This window comes from Lamprobacter sp., assembly GCF_034860625.1.
Lineage (GTDB): Bacteria > Pseudomonadota > Gammaproteobacteria > Chromatiales > Chromatiaceae > Lamprobacter.
Genome location: NZ_JAYESN010000228.1, coordinates 1 through 4,924, shown reverse-complemented (window position 1 = coordinate 4,924; position 4,924 = coordinate 1). Strand labels below are relative to the sequence as shown.

Genomic DNA, 4,924 nt, shown 5'->3' with positions numbered 1-4,924 from the left:
GCGGTTTTCGGGTCGACATGACACCGCTGGGCCCGTCGGGAGCGTGCAAACCGCTGCTTTTCCCAGATTTTGGGCATGCCTTCCCTGGGGGCCGCTTGCGTTGGCCCCGTTTTTTTCGGGCTCGTCAGCAGAATCTATGGGTGAACTTCGGCTCGGGTAGTGCGCCAAGCGCATGATATAAAGCGATTTCCGCGCCTCGGTAGGTGCGAAACCCGAAGGATTTTCTGGAGGTCAGTTTTGCCTTGGTGTTGAAGCCCTCGACAACACCGCTGGACAGCTGGCCTTTGGCCCGGAACCAGTTCAGCAATAGTGGGTGATGCCGACGCAGCATTCTGGCTACTTTCTTCATCGGCTCGATCTTTGAGCGCATGACCTTCGTGCACCATTTGTCGAGGAACTGACCCGCCCAGTAGGGCGATGTGTAACCCCAGAACAACTGGAACTCCTCCTTCAGCAGATAGGATCGAACGCTACGAAGATTGTACTGGAGCAACTCCGCCAACTTGTTCTCCTGCGCGTCGGACAAATGCTCGGGCCGCTTCAGCAACAACCATCGACTTTTCGTCAGAACCGGCTCATAGCCCTTGGACTTCAGCTCCTTCACCGTAAGCGCCCATAAATCCGGGTACTGTTCGCCCGGTTGATCTCCGCAGACCATGCTCCCGAGTCCATTCGCACGGGAGAACCACATGACCAGCACCACCGACGACCGCAAGGCCTACTGGCAGCCGCATGTTGAGGCCTGGCGGGCATCAGGCATGTCTGGGAAGCAATTCAGCCAGCAGCACGCGCTGTCCTACAGCCAGCTGCTGTATTGGAACCACAAGCTCTACCCAAAGCAGAGTGCGCAAGACGGTGCGTTCGCGCGCGTTATCCCGGCGGCAGCCGACAGTGAGCGCAGTCGCTCGGCAGGCCCGGGAGATGGCCTGCAGATCACCTTGCCCAACGGGGTGCGTATCGGTGGCATCAACGCCGGCAACGTTGATGTGCTGCGCAGCGTGCTTGGACAGCTATGAAGCCGCGCTACTTGCGTCCTTCACTGGACCTTCCAGAGATCTATCTACACCGCGATCCGATCGATTTTCGCAAACAAGCTCACAGCCTGGCGGTGCTGGTGGAGCAGCAACTCGGGCACAGCCCCTTCAGTGGCGCGCTGTACGCTTTCACCAATCGACAGCGCAACAAGATCAAGTGCCTGATGTGGGAAGACAACGGCTTCGTCCTCTACTACAAGGCTCTGGCCGAGGAGAAATTCCGCTGGCCCAAAGCCGATGAAACACTGCTGCCACTGACCGGTGAGCAGATCAACTGGCTGCTGGATGGCTACGATATTACGCAGATGCGCGGACATAAAAAACTGCACTTTGAGTCTATAATTTAAGGGTTTTCTGTGGCGCCTATGGTAAAATTCAAGCCATGAAAACGGCGCCGCAAACCCTCACTCCCAGCACCGAATATGCCGGTCTGACAGCGGCCGAATTGCTCGATCTGCTCGCCGCAAAAGACGAGGAGATCGAAGCCCGCAACGACTTCATCCAGGAACAAAAAAGAGCCATTCGGCAACGCGATTGCCGGATTGAGCTGCTGGAAGAACAGCTCCGACTGTCCAAAATCCAAAAGTTCCTGGCCAGCAGTGAGAAGCACATCCTGCAGCTTCCGCTGTTTGACGAAACCGAGCTGGAAGCCGCCTTGGCCGAGCTCAAAGAATGTCTTGGCATTGAAGACGATGAGCCGGACGACAAGCCTGCACGGTCGGCAACCTCCAAGAAGCGCAAGCGCGGCTTCTCAGCTTCCTTGGCGCGCAAGCGTATCGAGCTGCTGCTGACCGAAGCCGAGAAGGCTGGCGCCAGCAGAGTCTTCCTGACCAAGGTCAAGGAAGAACTGTCCTACATTCCCGCCACACTGGAAGTCATTGAGTACTGGCAGGAGAAGGCGGTCTTCACTGCTGAAGACGATGCCGCTGAGCAGTCCGTCGAGGCGTCGTTTGAAGAATCCGTTGAAAAGCCAGTCGCCGCTATCTCTGTCGTGGATACCGACGACGGCATCGTCGGTGATGCCGACAGTGCAGCCTGTGATGATGTAGTGGTACCAGCAGATGTAGCTGCTGTAGAGGACACTGGTCTCGAAGCCGCGGCAGATCTCGACGAGGCCGCTCTCGCGTCCGATCTCGACGCTGATGGTGATAGTGGCGAGCAGGGTAATGGCGATGACGCCATTGCGCACGCCGGGGAGCGCATCGTCAGCGCGGCGCGGCCGGTCAACCCGCTGGGCAAGTGCATTGCCCACCCCACGCTGTTGGCCTACATCCTGGTGTCCAAATATGCCGATGGCCTGCCGCTGTACCGGCTTGAGGGCATGTTCAAGCGTCATGGTCAGGTGATCAGCCGTACCCTGATGGCCAACTGGATGATCCGGCTGGAGCCGGTGCTGCGGCCGCTGATGAATCTGATGCGCGAGGCGCAGAACAGCGGCGATTACCTGCAGGCGGATGAGACCCGAATCCAGGTGCTCAAGGAGGATGGTAAAACCGCCCAGTCCGACAAGTGGATGTGGGTGATCCGTGGCGGGCCGCCGGGCCAACCCTCGGTGTTGTTTCATTATGATCCCAGCCGGTCCGGGGAGGTGGCCTTACGCCTGCTCGATGGGTTCAAGGGTGTGCTGCAGGCCGATGGCTACAGCGGCTATGCTGCCGCGTGCGAGATCTATGAGTTGATCCGCATTGGGTGTTGGGACCACGTTCGCCGGTACTTTGTTGACGCCGCGCGCGCTGCGCCCACCGGAAAAGGCAAGAACAAGCACAAAAAAGCCACAGCAACCGTAGCAGATATGGCGCTGAGCTACATCGGGCGGCTGTACGCGATTGAACGGAAGATCGCTGACTACGAGCCTGCGCAAAAGCGCGAGGCCCGTCAGCAGCTGAGCGTGCCGGTGTTGAACGAGTTCAAGGCATGGCTCGACAAGAAGAGCAGTCGCGTCCTCAAAGGCTCACTGACCCGCAAGGCCATCGACTATGCCCTGAATCAGTGGCAGTACCTGACCGGCTACTGCGAGGACGGTAGGCTCAACATCAGCAATGCCCTGGCTGAGAACGCCATCCGTCCGTTCGCAGTCGGGCGCCGGGCATGGCTGTTCGCCGACACCTCACGTGGCGCACACGCCAGCGCGACTTGTTACTCCCTCATCGAGACCGCCAAGGCAAATGGCCTTGAGCCGTACGCCTACGTGCTTCACGTGCTCGAGCGCATCGGCGCTGCCGATACGCTGGAGACGATCGAGGCACTGCTCCCCTGGAACGTCGAATTGCCGCGCCGCGAAAAAAAGTGACCACATCGGCTTAGGGGAAGTACGTCGATTTAGGGGCGCTTACCTTTAAAGGCCACGCGTCTCGCGAACGGCCGCTTTCCGACCTGGTTTGAGCCTGGTTGGGCCGCCGCCGTCGACTGCATCGCCAACGCGCATGTGGTGGCCGTGATTGGCGCGGAAGAGGCCACCAGGGCGGCGATCGCTTGGCTGATCGAGGTCGTCGCTAGTGGTCGTGAGGTCGCCACCTCGTTGTATTACCGCGATCCTTTAGATCTGCACCTGGCCTTGACCCGAGCCCTGGTCGTCGGTGTTGACGCCCTGCGTCCGGCGATTGATGTCGCTGCCGAGCGTGCTCGGCACAGGCTGCGCGAGGAAAACCTAAGTCCATACCGAAGGGCGCAGGCGATGATTGTCGCTGGCGCGAGTGCAAGTCCGTTCCTCGCGGAGGTCTCCGATGCCGCAGCGCGACTCGTGGAGTCTGCCAACGCAGATGGTTGCTGGCCCGCCGAAACCCTGTATGTGGCCGGCAATACCGAGTCGGCTGGCCTCTGGCACTATCAATCCTGGGCGGTGACAACGGCGCTCTGTGTGCGGGCGCTGGCCAGTGTCGCGTCTACTAAAAGGGGCTGATCATGTCTGTCCATCCACCCTGGTTGCGCTTTCAGGCCTACGTCGTCGGGTTGCCCAAGACCGGCTCGACACATGAAGCAGTCCCGGCAAACCGGGATGGCGTAGCCAGTCCGACTCTGTAGCGAGGTCTCGCGCATCGGCCAAAGCGTTAGCGTCTGGCCAGGCTGTTGGCGGCCGACGATGAAGGGATCATCGGGATTGCGTCCGTCGACGACCTCGGTGCAGGCGGAGAGGAAACCATCTGGGGTCAGGGCGCGGGTGCCACTGATCGCGGCACAGTAGCGACCATTGCCGACCCGGGTATGTGACCAGGCCGAGGTGCTGAGCTGGATGCCGAGGTGCAACGCATAGCGGAAGGCGTCGAGAAAGGCGTCGGCGAAGGCCAACGGCTCCGGTGGGCCATCGCGCAGGTTGGCGCCACGGCCAATGATGCTCGCCGGCTCCAACTGCACCCGATGAATCCCGATCTCAGCGGCATCCTCAACGAGCGCCCGCAGTGTATCCAGCCCGTCGTGGGTGACGGTTGCTCGGGTGGTGATGACTTTGCCGGCGGCTCGCAACGCCCTCAGGTTGGCGACCACGCGAGGACGGCTGTCCCGCTCGCTGGCGGTTGGGCGCTGCAAACCCTGACGCGGACCATCGTAGGAGATGAAAAGCCGCCATTCTGGCTGCAGCAAGGTCCGCAAGACCGCTGAACCGAAGTTGCCGTTGGTGATGGTCTCCACCGTTGCAACGAGGCCCATCTGCAAGGCGCGCTGCTGGAACGATTCCCATGCGGCCAGCATGACATGGAACTGAGTCGTGGGTTCGCCGCCACCGTGAAAGCCGAGGGTGACGAAGCGGACCTGCTCATCAAGCGTGTCGAAGAAGTCGTGAACCGCTCTGATGGCCTGCTCGTGGCCGAGTCGCGGGCCCGCCGCTGGTCCTGATGTGGCGTAGCAGTAGATGCAGCGTAGATTGCAGGCGTTGGTGGGGTACAGCAGGAGTCGGC

The 4,924-nt window shown here is 60.6% G+C and carries 5 protein-coding genes and 2 pseudogenes; 5 read left to right on the top strand and 2 right to left on the bottom strand.

Annotated elements, in window-relative coordinates; genetic code table 11:
- Nucleotides 1-124: 124 nt before the first annotated feature.
- On the bottom strand, nucleotides 125-658 hold the full coding sequence (locus VBE63_RS24720; RefSeq protein WP_323685671.1) for a transposase: 534 nt from the start codon (nucleotides 656-658) through the stop codon (nucleotides 125-127).
- 31 nt (nucleotides 659-689) lie between these two features.
- Here VBE63_RS24720 and tnpA point away from each other — a divergent pair, with 31 nt between their 5' ends.
- The 5 genes and pseudogenes from tnpA (at nucleotide 690) to VBE63_RS24695 (ending at nucleotide 3,933) form a co-directional block, all read left to right on the top strand.
- Nucleotides 690-1,016, top strand: coding sequence for an IS66 family insertion sequence element accessory protein TnpA (gene tnpA / locus VBE63_RS24715; RefSeq protein WP_323685670.1), 327 nt, complete (start codon nucleotides 690-692; stop codon nucleotides 1,014-1,016).
- A complete protein-coding gene (tnpB, locus tag VBE63_RS24710) occupies nucleotides 1,013-1,381 on the top strand; it encodes an IS66 family insertion sequence element accessory protein TnpB (RefSeq protein ID WP_323685669.1) in 369 nt (122 codons plus the stop codon). The genes tnpA and tnpB overlap by 4 nt, the downstream gene beginning before the upstream one ends.
- Nucleotides 1,382-1,416: 35 nt before the next feature.
- Nucleotides 1,417-1,800, top strand: a pseudogene (locus VBE63_RS24705) (hypothetical protein); the annotation flags it as partial.
- A 426-nt stretch (nucleotides 1,801-2,226) separates the two neighbouring features.
- Nucleotides 2,227-3,324, top strand: a pseudogene (gene tnpC, locus VBE63_RS24700) (IS66 family transposase); the annotation flags it as partial.
- 138 nt (nucleotides 3,325-3,462) lie between these two features.
- The gene (locus VBE63_RS24695) at nucleotides 3,463-3,933 is read left to right on the top strand and encodes a hypothetical protein (protein ID WP_323685668.1); all 471 of its coding nucleotides are present in this window, start codon (nucleotides 3,463-3,465) and stop codon (nucleotides 3,931-3,933) included.
- On the opposite strand, the gene VBE63_RS24690 is transcribed toward VBE63_RS24695, so the two are convergent.
- Nucleotides 3,861-4,924: radical SAM protein (locus VBE63_RS24690; RefSeq protein ID WP_323685667.1), on the bottom strand; the 1,064-nt coding region annotated here is incomplete at its 5' end. The two genes, VBE63_RS24695 and VBE63_RS24690, sit on opposite strands and share 73 nt — an antisense overlap.

Excerpts from the sequence above, each read along its gene's own strand:
- VBE63_RS24720 (WP_323685671.1), bottom strand. The coding sequence starts at position 658 with ATGGTCTGCGGAGATCAACCGGGCGAACAGTACCCGGATTTATGGGCG.
- tnpA (WP_323685670.1), top strand. The coding sequence starts at position 690 with ATGACCAGCACCACCGACGACCGCAAGGCCTACTGGCAGCCGCATGTT.
- tnpB (WP_323685669.1), top strand. The coding sequence starts at position 1,013 with ATGAAGCCGCGCTACTTGCGTCCTTCACTGGACCTTCCAGAGATCTAT.